Genomic DNA, 14628 nt, shown 5'->3' on the forward strand with positions numbered 1-14628 from the left:
ACTATATTTCTACTCCGATGTACTTCGTCTCTAAAAACTCTTCAATTCCAGCAAAGCCACCCTCACGCCCTAGGCCTGATTGCTTGAAGCCTCCAAATGGTGCGGCCGGATCTGAAATAACACCTTTATTAATTGCCACCATGCCTGACTCCAAAGATTCTGCCACCCTTATGGCTCGTTTTAGATTAGAAGAGTAAACATATGCAATTAAGCCAAACTCTGTTGCGTTAGCAAGTTCGATTGCTTCTTCATCTGAATTTGTAATAACAATTGGCGCTACTGGCCCAAATATCTCCTGCTGCAATATTGGATTATTGTTTTTGACAGATAAAACCGTTGCAGGATAAAAAGCACCGGTACCTGCTGGCGATTTTCCACCAGTTTTAACATCACCACCTGCAGCAACAGATGATTCAACTAACTCTGCAATTTTATTGCGCTCTTTAACTGAAACACTTGCCCCTAGTTGGGCGCCAGCTGATGTACCAGGTGCCATCTTTAAACCACCCATTGCTTTAGTGAGTTTTTCAGTGAAATCATTTGCAATCTCTTTAGCAACATAAAATCTATTTGCAGCTGTACAAGCAGCACCGCCGTTACGCATTTTTGCTAGAAGTGCGCCAGCGACCGCATCATCAACATTAGCGTCCGATAAAACTAGGAATGGCGCATTTCCACCCAACTCCATTGAGCATCTAATAACACGATCAGCTGCCTCTTTAAGAAGTACTCGACCAACCTCAGTTGATCCCGTGAAAGATAAGTTAACAACCCTTGGATCTTTTAAAATCTTTGCAATTGCTGGACCAGTTGGGGAAGGTAAAATTAAATTAACAACACCTGCTGGAACTCCAGCACGCTCTAAGATTTGAATTATTGCTAGAGCAGTCAGTGGTGTTTCACCTGCTGGCTTAAGAATGACTGTGCAGCCTGCAGCGAGCGCCGGACCAATCTTTCTAGTCGCCATTGCAGCTGGAAAATTCCAAGGTGTAATTAAAAGAGAGACCCCAATTGGTTGTTTTGTAACAATAATTCTTTTGTCTCCACTTGGCGAAGTTCTAAACTCACCATTTATACGCACTGCCTCTTCTGAGAACCATCTAAAAAACTCTGCGGCGTACAAAACCTCACCCTTAGCATCACTTAATACTTTGCCATTTTCTCTTGAAATAATCTCAGCCAATCGATCAGATTCTGCAACCATAATTTCAAATGCTTTGCGAAGAATTTCACCACGCACACGAGGCGCCGTCTTTGCCCAACTTTTAAATGCCCTGTGGGCTGCATCCACTGCCTGGATGCATTGTTCTTCGGATGAAATCTGCACATTAGCAATAACTGATTCATCAGCTGGATTTGTAACTGGCATAGTTGATACGCCATTAACCCACTTGCCATCAATATAGAGCTGGGTAGAAAGTTGCATAAAGATAAGCATACGCTCAGTTTTTACTGCTTAAAAATCAAGATTTAAACAGGCGTATACTTACTTCTCTCAACTTCTACTTGGAGCGTGTTTTCAACTTTGCCTAACTCTTGGAGTGATAACGCACCAGCGCCAAAGGTGCTCAAAGAGCATGCTCATCTAAAAGATCCATTCTCCTACAAAATCAAGCGGCGCCTTTTAGGCAATCCTTTAAATCGCCACACCTTAAGCCACCAACGTCTTGATAAGAAGTATGCGTTAGGAATTTTATCCTCTGATTGCATCTCAAGCTCTGCCTATGGCTCAGAACAAATCTTGCTCGCCTTAGTACCAGCTTTTGGACTTGCTGCCTTTGCAATGTTGATGCCGATGACCATGATTGTTTTACTAATTCTCTTAATTGTTACCTTGTCATATCGAAATGTAATTTCTGTTTACACAAAAATTGGTGGGGCATACATAGTCTCCCGCGATAACTTTGGACCAGTAGTTGCTCAGGTTGCAGCAGTTGCGCTAATGCTTGATTACATAGTGACTCTGGCAATTCAATCAGCTGCAGGAGTTGCAGCAATTATTTCAACCTTCCCAGAGCTTTCTCCTTGGAAGATTCATATGACTCTTGCAATCATTGTTTTACTTACCTACGGAAATTTAAGAGGAGTAAAAGAGGCTGGCAAAGCTTTTGCTCTTCCTACATATCTTTTCGTTGGCTCAATGTTCACAGTCTTTGCAATTGGTGTTTACCGAGAAATTTCTGGAACGCTGCCAACCTTAGATATCAACCAACCAGGAGCAGTTGAGATCGGTCAGGAGCAAGGATTGCTAACCTTTGCTGCAATCTTTATATTACTTAGAGCATTCGCAAATGGTGGATCATCTTTAACCGGCCTTGAAGCAATCTCAGATGGTGTCTCTTTGTTTAAATCACCAGAGCACATAAATGCCAGAAGAACTCTTGTAATCATGAGCACGCTGCTTGGTTCTTTAGTTCTAGGTGTTTCCTACTTTGCCCACAAGATTTATGCCATGCCGTATGAGTCAGGAACACCAACAGTTATTTCTCAGATTGCAAAAACAATATTAGGAGATGGCGTCTTTGGTAGTGCATTTTTCATAATTGTTCAGGCTGCAACAATGTTGATTTTATTTGCAGGTGCTAACACAACATATAGCGCGTTTCCAATGGTGGTTAACTTTGTTGCCCAAGATGGATACCTACCTAACTGGCTGACCAAACGAGGACATAGGCTTAACTTCTCAAATGGAATTTTAGTTTTAACTGCAGCTGCGATGATTTTGATATTAGTAACTAGAGCATCAGTAGAGCATTTAGTTGCTTACTACGCACTGGGAGTATTCACCGCATTCACACTCTCAGGTCTTGGTATGGCTAAGTATGCAAGAACCCATAAGAAAGGTGCTTGGAAGATTAATTATGTAATAAATGGTTTATCTGGCTCAATCTCACTATTAGTAGTTTTAATCTTTGCGGTAGTTAAATTCAATCAAGGAGCTTGGGTAGTTGTAGTTGTTACGCCATTTTTAGTGATGGCATTTTTAAGATTGCGCAAGCAGTACACAAGTGAACAAGATGCACTTAATATAACCATTCAGTCTTCAAGAGCCACTTCAATGACTAGACATGATGTGACAGTTCTAATTGATAGCTTTGATCTTGCCACAATAGGCGCCATTCGATATGCCAGAAGTTTAAATCCAAGAAATCTTTCGGCCGTACATTTTGTAATTGATGACAGACGAGCAGAAATGTTAAGCAAAGAGTGGGCAAAAAATGAGGCTTGTGCTGATGTGCCACTTGAATTAATTGATTGCCCTGATAGACGTCTTGCAAATGCTGCAGTTGATTATGCAATTAGAGCAACAGCCGGCAATGATGTTGAGTTAACACTTCTCCTACCTCGTCGTTCTTATTCTAAGGTTTTAGGCTGGCTGCTTCATGATCAAACAGCTGAAGATATTGCTCGTCCTATCTCTCAACTAGAAAGAGTTGTTGCAACCATCATTCCGTTTGATGTTGAAAAAATTATCTCTGGCCAAAGCAGCTGGAAAGCACCATTAGATAAGAAAAGTGAATCAAAACAAGAAGTGCCTGTAAGAACACAGAGTGCGTTTACTAAAGCATCTGTTGCAACTAAATCAAATGAACCAATAAGCCATTACGCTGAAAATATAATTCCGATTGGCAATATCACTTGGCGAAAACGAGCGCATGTTCAAGGAAGAGTTAACTCAATAAAGTCAGCCCCCTCTGGTTCCTCCCCATTAGTTGAGGTTGAGATGTGGGATGAAAGCGGCGGCGTTACTTTGCAATTTTTAGGTAGACGTGAAATTACGGGTCTTGAGGTTGGATCACAGTTAAAGGCAGAAGGTATGGTGGGTGAGAATAATGGTCAACTGATTATTTTAAATCCATCATATGAAATTATTGTTTAACGCTTTGTTGTAAAGAACTCACCTAATAACTGCCCACACTCATCTTCTAGCACTCCACTTATTACCTCTGGTTTATAGATAGCACGGGTATCCCGAAGTAAATCCCATACAGATCCAACTGCGCCGTATTTTTCATCAAATGAACCAAAAACTAATCTTTTAATCCGACTTTGCGCGATCGCCCCAGCACACATCCCGCATGGCTCAAGTGTTACTACCATAGTTAGCTCATCTAATCGGTAATTGCCTTGTTTCTTTGCAGCATCTCTAATGGCAACAATCTCAGCATGAGCGGTTGGATCATTATCTTGCTCTCTTAAGTTTGCGCCCATTCCAACTATGGTGCCTGTATCATCAACAACTAAGGCACCAACCGGCACATCACCTTTTAGCCCAGCCTCTTTAGCAAGTGAAATTGCCTGCTGCATTAAAGATTTGTAATCCACTAATTACTTTCTATTACCTGATTGAATTGTTCACCAAAACCTAATCTGCTGGCTATGGCTTCTAATTGTTCATCAGGATATAACTCTGTGTCATCTAGAATAGTTAACAGCTCCATCTGACTTACCCCTAAATCATTTAGTAGATCTAGATCCCCACCAGGTTGGGCCTCATCATCCTCCTCTGGAAACTCAAGATCTAATACCTCAATTAGCTCTGCTGCGACCTCATAATCTAATGCGTAGGTGAGATCTGAGATCATCATCTGCATTTGATCACCTAATGCCCTGGCAATAATTACAAACTCATCCTCTATCGCAATTAACGCAATTGCCCCGCCATTGGTTTGTTGCGCTTTTAGTGAATCAATTACTGCGCCAATATCTCTAGTTGCAACTAGTTGGGTGGCATCCCACCTGCCATCTTCATGCCAGGCGATGATTCCAAAATCTACTGACATTTAGATCACACCCTTTCGCCAACCTTATGCTCAAGATCTGCCCTTCTTATTCTCCCTTTATTCTGTGCTAATTGGTAGTAGGGCTTACTCCTTGTAGAGTGATTATGTGAAAATCCATATCGCAGACCACCCACTGATTACACACAAGTTAACGGTGCTGCGGGATGAAAAAACAGATTCACCAACCTTCAGGCGTCTAACGGAGGAGATTGTCACTCTGCTTGCCTATGAGGCAATGCGTGAGGTGAAGACTCAAACGGTAACTGTTAAGACACCAGTTGCGATGGCGCAAGGTGCTCACCTGACAAAACCAAAACCTGTAGTGGTGCCAATACTTAGAGCAGGACTTGGCATGTTAGAGGGAATGTCTAGATTAATTCCAACAGCTGAGATTGGCTTTCTTGGCATGGTAAGGGATGAAAAAACTTTAAAAGCAACAACTTATGCGAATAGATTGCCGGAAGATCTAACTGGCCGCCAGTGTTACATCCTAGATCCAATGCTTGCCACTGGTGGCACATTGGTTTCTGCCATTGAGTTCTTAGCTGCAAAGGGTGCAACTGATATAACTGCGATTTGTATCTTGGCAGCTCCTGAAGGAGTAGCGGTATTAGAAAAAGCATTTGCATCAAGTAAGTTGCAATTAAAACTTGTAACTGGTGCGCTAGATGAGCGATTAAATGAAAAGGGCTACATAGTTCCAGGATTAGGTGATGCTGGTGATCGTTTATATGGTGTGGTTTAAATGGCAAGTACATCCCCAGGTTATGGCATCACAATCCGTGTTGATGCCCCTGCCTCTGCCCAACCAGTCTCTGAAATCACACAGGCGATCTTGGCAGCCGGGGCTAGCATTACAGCCCTTGATGTTGTTGAATCAGTATTAGATCGGGTGGTAATTGATGTTACATGTGATGCTATTGATGCCGAACATGCGGAGGCGATTACCGCTGCCTTATCTGAAAATAAAAATTTGAATGTCAGAAAGGTCTCAGACCGAACATTTCTATTGCACCTTGGTGGAAAAATTGAGATTGCCTCCAAAGTCCCACTTAAAACCCGTGATGATCTCTCCCGCGCCTACACACCAGGAGTTGCCAGAATCTGCCAAGCAATTGCTAAGGATCCATCTGACTTAAGAAGATTAACAATTAAGCGAAATACTGTTGCAGTTGTAACTGATGGATCAGCTGTTCTTGGCCTTGGAAATATTGGTCCAGGGGCTGCACTTCCTGTAATGGAGGGAAAGGCAGCCTTATTTAAGAGATTTGCCGATGTTGATGCTTGGCCAGTTTGTCTTGATACTCAAGATGTTGAAGAGATAATTCGGACGGTACAAATTATTGCACCAGTTTATGGTGGTATTAATCTTGAGGATATCTCAGCACCTCGTTGTTTTGAAATTGAAGCCCGCCTTCGCGACTTACTTGATATTCCAGTTTTCCATGATGATCAACATGGCACCGCAATTGTCGTCTTAGCAGCGCTAACAAATGCGTTAAAGCTTGTGAAAAAAGATTTAAAATCAACCAAGATTGTATTAAGTGGTGTTGGAGCTGCCGGAACAGCGGTTGCTAGGTTACTAATTGCAAATGGAGCTAAAAATATTATTGGTTTTGGAAAAGATGGACTTATCTTTGAAGATAAGGGTGAATCTGATCCAATGCGCAAATGGTTTGTTGAAAACTGCTCACCTGGTGCTTTTAGAGGAGATTTATCTGCTGCCATGAAAGGTGCTGATGTTTTTATAGGTTTAAGTGCGCCAAATGTTTTGGTTGAGGCTGATATTAAATCAATGGCAAAGGATGCGATCGTATTTGCTTTAGCTAACCCAGATCCAGAGATTGATCCTGCGCTGGCTAGAAAGCACGCTGCAGTTGTGGCAACAGGGAGAAGTGATCACCCCAATCAGATTAATAATGTTTTGGCTTTTCCTGGCATATTTAGAGGCTTACTTGATGCTCACATCACCAAGATTACCGACAATATGTTGGTACTAGCAGCTGAAGCGATTGCATCTTGTGTGAGTAGCGAACAATTAAATGCCAATTTTATAGTGCCCAGTGTTTTTGATCCAACTGTTTCACAAAAGGTAGCGGCAGCTGTAAAGAAATCGGTTTAAATTAATGCTCAGCTTTGCCGCCTCATTTAATGATCAACTATCCCCAGTTGCCCCCTTTTTATTTTATGTAGTAGTTGCAGGGATTATCTTTGTTGAAACTGGATTACTTTTAGGTTTCTTTCTGCCAGGTGACTCTCTGCTATTTAGTGCAGGTCTAGTTGCTGCAGCAAGAGATGACATAAATATTGTATTTTTGATCTTTGCAGTATTTCTAGCAGCCTTTGTAGGTGATCAGGTTGGGTATGTAATTGGGCGAAAGGTAGGTAGGCCCTATCTTGAAAAACATAAATCAAAGCGGATGCAAAAAATGCTGGCTAGATCTGAAAAATTTTACGCCCGATATGGTTGGTGGTCGGTAGTAATTGCCAGATACATCCCTTGGGTTAGAACCTTTGTGCCACCAATTGCAGGCACTGTAAAGATGAATTACTACAAATTCCTATCTGCAAATGCATTAGGTGCTTTTTTATGGGGAGTTGGAATTACCTTAGCTGGTTTTTACTCTGGCTCAATCTCTTGGGTGGAAGATATCTCATACGCTCTCGCCGCATTTTTTATCACTGCATCTTTGGTTTCAGCTTTTATTAATTACCGCCGGGATAGGCGAGATTGACCATTTGCAACAACACCTAAGTAGGTGAGTGCAATACCCACAATTAGGTAAGGTGAGACAACAGTTCCAGGGGTTGGAAAAACTAAATCAATTAGTAATGACCCTATTAGCATTCCACCCACACTAAACAAGGTGAATTCAAGTACTCCAAGGTGTTGGACAATATGGGCAGATAATGCGATATAAATTACTCCGACTGTGCCACCTAAAAACATCCACCAAGGAGCTGATGTGAAGTTATTAATTGAGTGATCAGTAAATAAACTTCTTAGTAAGAGCAGAAAGAGTAGGAAGCTAGTTCCAGTTATAAAGTTTAAAAGTGAGGTTGCAAAACTTTTATTTGAAAAAGAGTTAATCCTGCCATTTAGTGCCCGCTGCACACCGACCCAACTGCCAGCAAATAATGCCAGGCCAATTGCAGTAATTGAAAAATCACTCATTGAAAATCTATCCCAGGCCGAGACCACCACCGCAATTACGGTAATGAGCGCTGCAATTACTCGGCGCTTTGTAATTAAAGATTTAGCACCGCCACTTAAACCTAATTTATCTACCCACAAGGAAATGCCAGTTTGTCCGGCAAGGGATGCAACAGTAAATAATGCCACTCCAGCAATTGGCACCACATAGGTTTGCATTGCCACAAAGGAGGCGCCGAGTACACCTGCTGCCAGAGTCAAAGGTGGCAGCTTTACCTGCTTAACTGCAATAAAAATTGCTTTAAACCCATCTCTAACATCCTTGCGAGATAGCGCAATTAAACTGACAAAAAGTAAACCGGAGGAGAATGAAACAATCGCAGCCTCAAGTGAGTCACCCATCTGCTCAGATAGCGCACCGTTTATTCGAGATTGCGCCGCAATTAAAACCCCAGAAAGTGCTGATAACAGCTCAAGGCGCACTACCTTTTCACTGCTTTTAATATCAACTCTCCCTTAATTGCTTAATATAAGGAGTATAGAACTTATGGAAGTGCGGGAGCAGAACCTAGCGTGATATTTAATGTTTTAGATTCACCAGCTGGTGTTTGTATCACCATAACTACTTGATCTCCTGGCACACGGCTTCTTACTCGAACAATTGCGCTGACTGCATCATTTATCTTGAAACCATCAATGCTTTTCAAAATTGTTCCAACGGTAAGCCCTGCTTTATCTGCAGCTTGACCTGGTGTGATCATTGCAATTCGAGCGCCAACTCCGGTATAGGTAGTATCAAATAAGACACCAAGAAATGGTTTGGTTGATTTTCCAGTTGCAATTAACTCATCTGCAATACGCACTGCTTGATTAAATGGTATTGAAAAACCTAAACCGATATTTCCAGATGGACCAAAGGAGGAACCAAGGGTTGCGATAGCTGAGTTAACACCAACTGCTCTGCCCTGTGAATCAACTAATGGCCCACCAGAATTACCTGGATTAATCGCCGCATCAGTTTGAATAGCATCCATATAACTCTCAGCTGTGGTTGAACCAGTAGTCACTGGACGATTTAACGCTGAAACAATTCCACTAGTTACTGTGCCAGATAAACCAAGGGGTGAGCCAAAGGCAATTACCACATCCCCTATTGCTAGAGATGATGAATCTCCTTTTGGAATTTCAGGCAGATTACTTTTATTGATTGAGACAACAGCTAAGTCATACTCTGAGTTTCTACCCACAATTGTTGCAACATAAATATCACCGTTATTTAACTCAACTTCTATCTTGCCTGTAGTTGCAGCACTTTCAATCACATGGTTGTTGGTGATGATGTAGGAAAGGGAGGAGGTGGATTTATAGATTGATCCAGAACCAGAGCCACTACCAAGGGTGGATGTAACCTTGATGGAAACAACTGAAGGAGATACTGACTGGGCAATACTTTTTACATTAGCCCCAGTTGCGCCAATATCTACTGCGCTGCGTCCTTTTGGACAGCTGCCATTACTTGAGACATAAAGAGCTTTAGTTTTGTTATCAATACACGCTTTGACCACCGGCACATTATTTGGGATCGCAATGGCGTATCCACCCACAGTGACTGCGCCAATAATAAAACCAATTAATAACTTAAACGATGTGCTCTTCATTTGATCCTTTGATATCTGTGATTAATAAGCCTGCTAAGAGTAGGTAGTTTACTTGAGATTTTTCTGAGAAACTCCTGCAGTAAAGTTGAGTAATGGACCAAAATATGATGATCACCACAAAGCGACTTCACCTTCATACCGTTCTGCCTGATGAGTACCTCCTGCTGCAACAAGATCTCACCCACCCAGATTTATGGCTAAAACGTGGCTTCACCGATCAGATTAAATATTTTGCTACAAATCCAAATCCACTTGAGTATCGCACTCCAAGAGTTGCAATGAATCCCGAATGGGCAAAATATCTTCTTCGAGTTGCTGTCTTAAAGCAGAGTTCAATAATTATTGCCTCTGCTGGCTTTCATAATGCACCAGATTCAGCCGGCATGATTGAGATCGGTTTTGGGGTTGATAAGGCATATCAAAACTTAGGGTATGGCCAAGAGATTCTGCATGGGATGTGGAGTTGGATAGTTAATGACCCACAAGTTAAAACACTTCGTTATACCGTTTCACCAGATAATTTAGTATCTCAACACATAATTAAAAATCTAGGATTCAAATTAGTTGGAGAGCAGATGGATGAAAGAGATGGCTTAGAGCAAATCTATGAATTATCTAGTGAAAATTACCTAGCTAATTTTTTGGGTAAATCGTCATAACCCATATTTCTAACCTGCGGATCAAGCAATGGCACAATAATTGCCACCACGGTAATTGCTGCAAGTATCTGTAGAAAGTTTTCAATCCCGAGCAGGGTTGAAAAGGGCGCAGCAATTGCAAGCCCAATTGGTCTAAACATCATCGATCCCATCGCATCAAAGGATGAGACTCTAGATAAGGAATCTCGTGGCACCTTTCGTTGAAGAGCTGTATTCCAAAGTGTTCCCCAAAGATCTAAGGTGATCCCAAATAAAAAAGCACCAAATGCAATCATCAAAAGTGATTGAGGTTTGGCAAGTGACCAAATATAGAAAGTGATAGTAAAAGATGAGAGCATTAAGAAGCGCAATGGATACTTTGGCTTAACTTTAATGGCAATGATGGATCCAACAATTAATCCAGCGGATTCTGCAGTTATTACAAATGACCAAGATTTTGGGCCATTGAAGTGTTCAAGTGCAATTAGTGGACCTAAAACATTTTCAGCAGCAGCCCAACACATTACAATAAATGAGAAGGCGCCAACAATAATAACAATCCAGCGAAATGATAGAAATACTCTCCAGCCATGAAGTAGGTCATCCAGCATTGTATTTTCTGTGTGTTCAGCCCTTGGCGTTAAGTGACGAAAAGTGAAAATCATTACCCCTGAGATAAAAAAGCTTGCCGCATCAATTGCTAAGGTGAAGGCCACACCAAAAAATTCAATCAATAGTCCAGCAGCCGCAGCCCCCAAAATGACCCCGCCATTAGTCATAAACGCATTCAAAGCATTTCCTTTTTGAAGTCCAGCCTCTGGTAATACCGCTGGCATAAGACCTGAGAATGCTGGCCAAAAAATTCCCCACATCAAACCAAAAAAACCATTTGTAATTAGCAGTACTGCAATTGGAACACTCCCATTAGCAAAGTAAAAAACTTGGATGAATAGAACTAAACCAGCTGCCATATCGGTTAAGCCAACCATTCTGGCTCTGCCATATTTATCTGCAATTACTCCGCCAAAGGGCAGCATAATTAAAAACAGAACAGTGGTTACACCCAGTACCAAGCCCAACATATTTGCAGAACCATTTGGTAGGGCTAATATTCCAAAAGCTAGAGCAATTGGACCCATACCATTACCAAAGTTAGAAATAAAGCGCGCAAGAAATAATCTTTTGACATACTTATGAGCTAAGACCTCTTTGGTTAACACCCATCTATCTTTGCATATCAGCGGTTGGCCGATCAGGTAGTTTTAAACGGGAAGCGGCAACACTTATGACTATAAGACCAGTAATTAAGCCACCAAGCCAATACCAATGGGCACCAAAGCCAAGCATGGTGCCAGCAATAGATGGACCGGCAATCAGTGAGATCTGCCAGGCATTTGTCCCAGCTGCGTTATATCGCCCCCGTAGATGATCAGGTGCTAATTGATTAACAACTGATGGCAAAATTGGCGACCAAATCATCTCACCAAAGGCAAAGATGAATTGGCATAAAATCACAAAAAATAAAGCATTACCTTTAAATACACCACTTGCAGCCAGGGCAACCCAGGCTAGCGCCCACAGTAGAACTGCAACAGAGATCGCTGACTTACGTTTTACTAACAGTAATTTTTTATTTACCCAAAGTTGAAAAGCGGCAATTATAAAAGTATTTAGCGCATATGCCCAAGCTAAATCTCTTGGCGCAAGCCCTGAAATCGATGTTGAAAAAGCGGTAAAGCCCACCTCTAATTGGCTGTAACTAAATAAGACAGCAAACATTGCAACAAACCAAAACTTTACAAATGTTTTATCAGCTATTACATCAGCCCAGCCACCAGCAAGCTTGGCCCGTTCAATCCTCTCACTAACACTTCGCCTACCAACATCCTTCAAGGTTAAAACCACCGCTAAATAGATGAGGTAGGAGATACCATCTCCAATAAAAAGTAATTCAAAGGTCCTTGGATTATCTAGTGTGACCACCAAAGATGACACTAGGCCGCCGATTCCAATACCTAGATTTAACATGGCAAATTGGGCGCCGTATATTCGCTCTCTTAAATGCTCTGGTGTTAACTCAGTTGAGATTGCACTTTGCGATGGCCACATTGCAGATTGGCCCATCGCACACACTGTTGTGACTAAAAAAGCCTGCGGTATTGTTTTCACCAAACTTAGCGAGCAGTAACCAACTGAACTCACTAATAGTGAGGTTATTAGCACCGGCTTTGGACCCCATTTATCAATTAAATTACCAACCAAAGGTGAGATAGCAAGGGCGGAGAGTGCACCATAACTTGCGATGAAACCAGCCACAGCAATTGGAAAGCCTCTTATATTATGAAAATATATAAATGTGTAAGGAAGCACTAAGCCATTACCCAGTGCTGATAACGCTATGCCCAGCAACATTACCCGCGCTTTTTGAGGTAACTTATCGTTCGTTGTATTACTCACTTAAAGAATTATCTCTTTGAAGATAGTAATTAAATCTAAAAAGTTCATATCAGGAGTAACACCAATTCCATCCCCAGTTGGCACAGTCAAATAACCATCATCCATCACAAATGGTGTTGTTATATCTTGTTTAAAGTATCGAGCAGAGGCTGATGTATCCCCTGGTAATGTAAAACCAGGAAGAGCAGCAAGAGCTAAATTGGCAGCTCTACCAATACCTGTCTCTAACATTCCACCACACCAAACTGGAATCTTACTTTTCACACACAAATCATGAATCTTCACCGACTCTAAGTAACCACCAACCCTGCCCGGTTTAATATTGATAACAGTTGTAGCTTGAAGAGCTAACGCATCTTGGGCAGATTGCAATGAGATTATTGATTCATCAAGGCAGATTGGTGTCTTAACCTCTTTAGCAAGGAGTGCGTGTCCCAAAATGTCATGCTCATCCAATGGTTGCTCAATTAGTAATAAATTAAACTCATCAAGTTTTGCTAAATGTTTGCCATCATCTCTTGAATAAGCCTGATTTGCATCAACTTGTAATGGAATTTCTGACCAAATCTTTCGAATAGTTTTGACTGCTTCTATATCCCAACTTGGTTCAATCTTTAATTTAATTCTTCGATACCCTGCGTCAACATAAGACTTAACCTCTTCAACTAGAGTATCTAAATTATTTGCAATCCCAACCGATACACCGCACTCCACCTTACTTTTTGTAGCGCCAAGGTATGCAGCAAGTGATCTTTTCTCATCTCTTAGTTGCGCATCTAAAATTGCTGTTTCAAGTGCAGCTTTTGCCATCTGACCACCCAAGAATGGTTTTAAAATCGTTGCCACATCTTCGGCCTTAAAATCGCCAGCCTTTTTTAGTGCTGGAAGTAAGAATCTTTTAATTAGATCAATGCAAGCGAATGTGTACTCGGGTGAATAAAGAGGCTCAGACATTGCCACGCACTCAGCCCATCCAGTTGTGCCATTCTCATTCACTACCTTCACAATCAAAACTTCACGCGAAGTTTGGGTGCCAAATGAGGTTCTAAAAGGCCGCACTAGCGGTAGTTGAATAATTCTTAATTCAATATCTTTAATTCTCATATCCGCACAACATATTCATTATTTTCTGAAAAGCCAATAACTTTGCCATTTTTCTCAAAAGCAGCCATGAATTTTTCCCGAACCTGCCTGCGCCATTTCATACTTTCACTTTGATCCTTAGATCTAATCGCAACTATATCTTCTGGAATTTCAATCAAAATATCACCTAGCTCCGGGTTTGTAATTAACTCTCTTGCCCTTGGTGCATCTATATCTGTGCGCCATGAAACCATCAAACGATCTGATTCATCCCCTGCATTTAGCGCATCAGGCATATCACCATAAAAATTAGGAAAGTAACCTGAGATATCAACCCCAAGCTTTGCAATATTTAATTTTGCATTTCTCCTTACCAATGGGTCAAAGGTCCAGGAAAGATGAGAATAATTCTTTTTCTTTGCCCAGTTCCATTGATCAATCTTTAAAGCGTAACCAACACCTTTGTCTCGAAACTCTGGCAAGACTGCAGTCATGTGTGAATGAAGATGCAAACCACCATTTGTTGCAGGGAATGCAAAAGCTGCCCCAACAATTTTGTGATCAATAAATGCACCAGAGAGGTAAGAACCACTGTTAACCATTGCCTGTAACAAGTTTGGTGTTATTTCAGTACCTGAAGTCCCTGCCCAGGTTTTATCAAATATATCACGCGCCAGTTTTTGCTCGGTTAAAGTCAAAATCTTTCGTATAAGAATCATGTATCTCTATTATACTTAGTTAATGCCTTCAAAACAGATATTTTCCTAACAACCCAAGCATATTTCTTTAACATAATTATATAATTTAAAGTTCACCTAAGCTTTGTTAAATGTAACAAAAACTTTGAAAACCAG

At 41.4% G+C, this 14628-nt stretch carries 14 protein-coding genes; 5 read left to right on the forward strand and 9 right to left on the reverse strand.

The genetic code is table 11. From position 1 onward, the window contains the following. Window position 1 precedes the first annotated feature (1 nt). Window positions 2–1438 carry an NAD-dependent succinate-semialdehyde dehydrogenase gene (locus tag B1s21160_RS05970; RefSeq protein WP_095672804.1) on the reverse strand — a complete coding sequence of 479 codons (1437 nt, stop codon included), beginning with the start codon at window positions 1436–1438 and terminating at the stop codon, window positions 2–4. A 75-nt stretch (window positions 1439–1513) separates the two neighbouring features. Between B1s21160_RS05970 and B1s21160_RS05975 the strand changes: the two genes are divergently transcribed. After that, window positions 1514–3880 (forward strand): amino acid permease, encoded by a 2367-nt coding sequence (locus B1s21160_RS05975; protein ID WP_223297952.1) that lies wholly within the window; start codon window positions 1514–1516, stop codon window positions 3878–3880. On the opposite strand, the gene B1s21160_RS05980 is transcribed toward B1s21160_RS05975, so the two are convergent. Both B1s21160_RS05980 and B1s21160_RS05985 read right to left on the reverse strand, forming a co-directional pair. Further along, entirely contained in the window at window positions 3877–4326 is a 450-nt protein-coding gene (locus B1s21160_RS05980) for a nucleoside deaminase (protein ID WP_095672805.1), read from the reverse strand. The two genes, B1s21160_RS05975 and B1s21160_RS05980, sit on opposite strands and share 4 nt — an antisense overlap. Further along, window positions 4326–4784 carry a tRNA adenosine deaminase-associated protein gene (locus B1s21160_RS05985; RefSeq protein ID WP_095672806.1) on the reverse strand — a complete coding sequence of 153 codons (459 nt, stop codon included), beginning with the start codon at window positions 4782–4784 and terminating at the stop codon, window positions 4326–4328. The genes B1s21160_RS05980 and B1s21160_RS05985 overlap by 1 nt, the downstream gene beginning before the upstream one ends. Before the next feature lie 106 nt (window positions 4785–4890). Here B1s21160_RS05985 and upp point away from each other — a divergent pair, with 106 nt between their 5' ends. The 3 genes from upp to B1s21160_RS06000 are packed head-to-tail and all read left to right on the forward strand — an operon-like array spanning window position 4891 to window position 7519. After that, complete coding sequence (gene upp / locus B1s21160_RS05990) at window positions 4891–5529, forward strand: uracil phosphoribosyltransferase (RefSeq protein WP_095672807.1); 639 nt, start codon at window positions 4891–4893, stop codon at window positions 5527–5529. After that, window positions 5530–6906, forward strand: a complete 1377-nt coding sequence (locus B1s21160_RS05995; RefSeq protein ID WP_095672808.1) for an NAD-dependent malic enzyme — start codon at window positions 5530–5532, stop codon at window positions 6904–6906. Between the two features lie 4 nt (window positions 6907–6910). After that, window positions 6911–7519 carry a DedA family protein gene (locus tag B1s21160_RS06000; protein ID WP_095672809.1) on the forward strand — a complete coding sequence of 203 codons (609 nt, stop codon included), beginning with the start codon at window positions 6911–6913 and terminating at the stop codon, window positions 7517–7519. On the opposite strand, the gene B1s21160_RS06005 is transcribed toward B1s21160_RS06000, so the two are convergent. Both B1s21160_RS06005 and B1s21160_RS06010 read right to left on the reverse strand, forming a co-directional pair. After that, window positions 7495–8421 (reverse strand): DMT family transporter, encoded by a 927-nt coding sequence (locus B1s21160_RS06005; protein WP_095672810.1) that lies wholly within the window; start codon window positions 8419–8421, stop codon window positions 7495–7497. The two genes, B1s21160_RS06000 and B1s21160_RS06005, sit on opposite strands and share 25 nt — an antisense overlap. Before the next feature lie 62 nt (window positions 8422–8483). Then, entirely contained in the window at window positions 8484–9596 is a 1113-nt protein-coding gene (locus tag B1s21160_RS06010) for a S1C family serine protease (RefSeq protein WP_095672811.1), read from the reverse strand. A gap of 92 nt (window positions 9597–9688) precedes the next feature. Here B1s21160_RS06010 and B1s21160_RS06015 point away from each other — a divergent pair, with 92 nt between their 5' ends. Beyond that, window positions 9689–10255 (forward strand): GNAT family N-acetyltransferase, encoded by a 567-nt coding sequence (locus B1s21160_RS06015; protein ID WP_095672812.1) that lies wholly within the window; start codon window positions 9689–9691, stop codon window positions 10253–10255. Here the strand turns inward: B1s21160_RS06015 and B1s21160_RS06020 are convergent. The 4 genes from B1s21160_RS06020 to B1s21160_RS06035 are packed head-to-tail and all read right to left on the reverse strand — an operon-like array spanning window position 10222 to window position 14493. Next, entirely contained in the window at window positions 10222–11454 is a 1233-nt protein-coding gene (locus B1s21160_RS06020; RefSeq protein ID WP_095672813.1) for an MFS transporter, read from the reverse strand. The two genes, B1s21160_RS06015 and B1s21160_RS06020, sit on opposite strands and share 34 nt — an antisense overlap. 4 nt (window positions 11455–11458) lie before the next feature. Then, window positions 11459–12691, reverse strand: a complete 1233-nt coding sequence (locus tag B1s21160_RS06025) for an MFS transporter (RefSeq protein WP_150120967.1) — start codon at window positions 12689–12691, stop codon at window positions 11459–11461. Next, on the reverse strand, window positions 12692–13795 hold the full coding sequence (gene menC, locus B1s21160_RS06030; RefSeq protein ID WP_095672815.1) for an o-succinylbenzoate synthase: 1104 nt from the start codon (window positions 13793–13795) through the stop codon (window positions 12692–12694). Continuing rightward, a complete protein-coding gene (locus tag B1s21160_RS06035; RefSeq protein ID WP_095672816.1) occupies window positions 13792–14493 on the reverse strand; it encodes a GNAT family N-acetyltransferase in 702 nt (233 codons plus the stop codon). The genes menC and B1s21160_RS06035 overlap by 4 nt, the downstream gene beginning before the upstream one ends. Window positions 14494–14628: the final 135 nt, after the last annotated feature.

Origin of the sequence: Candidatus Nanopelagicus hibericus (assembly GCF_002288005.1) — a bacterium.
Classification (GTDB): Bacteria; Actinomycetota; Actinomycetes; order Nanopelagicales; family Nanopelagicaceae; genus Nanopelagicus; species Nanopelagicus hibericus.

Coding starts and splice junctions, on each gene's coding strand:
- B1s21160_RS05970 (WP_095672804.1), bottom strand. CDS start 1,438: ATGCTTATCTTTATGCAACTTTCTACCCAGCTCTATATTGATGGCAAG.
- B1s21160_RS05985 (WP_095672806.1), bottom strand. CDS start 4,784: ATGTCAGTAGATTTTGGAATCATCGCCTGGCATGAAGATGGCAGGTGG.
- B1s21160_RS05995 (WP_095672808.1), top strand. CDS start 5,530: ATGGCAAGTACATCCCCAGGTTATGGCATCACAATCCGTGTTGATGCC.
- B1s21160_RS06000 (WP_095672809.1), top strand. CDS start 6,911: ATGCTCAGCTTTGCCGCCTCATTTAATGATCAACTATCCCCAGTTGCC.
- B1s21160_RS06010 (WP_095672811.1), bottom strand. CDS start 9,596: ATGAAGAGCACATCGTTTAAGTTATTAATTGGTTTTATTATTGGCGCA.
- B1s21160_RS06015 (WP_095672812.1), top strand. CDS start 9,689: ATGGACCAAAATATGATGATCACCACAAAGCGACTTCACCTTCATACC.
- menC (WP_095672815.1), bottom strand. CDS start 13,795: ATGAGAATTAAAGATATTGAATTAAGAATTATTCAACTACCGCTAGTG.
- B1s21160_RS06035 (WP_095672816.1), bottom strand. CDS start 14,493: ATGATTCTTATACGAAAGATTTTGACTTTAACCGAGCAAAAACTGGCG.